At 64.7% G+C, this 317-nt stretch carries 1 protein-coding gene; it reads right to left on the bottom strand.

The window, feature by feature from the left end; all coding sequences use genetic code 11:
• On the bottom strand, positions 1-209 hold a 209-nt coding region (locus tag E5W87_RS25925), incomplete at its 3' end, for an SDR family NAD(P)-dependent oxidoreductase (RefSeq protein ID WP_292404125.1).
• Positions 210-317: the final 108 nt, after the last annotated feature.

Below are 317 nucleotides of genomic sequence, written 5' to 3'. Positions count from 1 at the left end.
GAAACATCGGCGCCAATGAAGATGGCGTCGACGCCGTTTTTCCCAAGTGCGGCGATAGCCCTGTCGCCTTTCTCCTGGGAACGACCGACCAGCGCCAGGGCGCGGCAGCCCTCGTCGGCCAGAGCCTCGGCGACGGCGAAGCCGATGCCTTGCGCGCCGCCGGTGACGATGGCGCGTGTTTCGGAATTGCGACCGGCTGAACCGTTCATCGCCTTGCTCCTGTGCTTGATACTTAGATTGTCTTGTCGAGGCGGACGGTCTTGCCTTCCCTAGCCGATTTCAGTGCCGCGTCCGCCAGCCTCAGCGCGACGAGCCCG

It is taken from the genome of Mesorhizobium sp., from assembly GCF_004962925.1.
Classification (GTDB): domain Bacteria; phylum Pseudomonadota; class Alphaproteobacteria; order Rhizobiales; family Rhizobiaceae; genus Mesorhizobium.
This window is presented reverse-complemented; position numbering and strand designations above follow the sequence as displayed.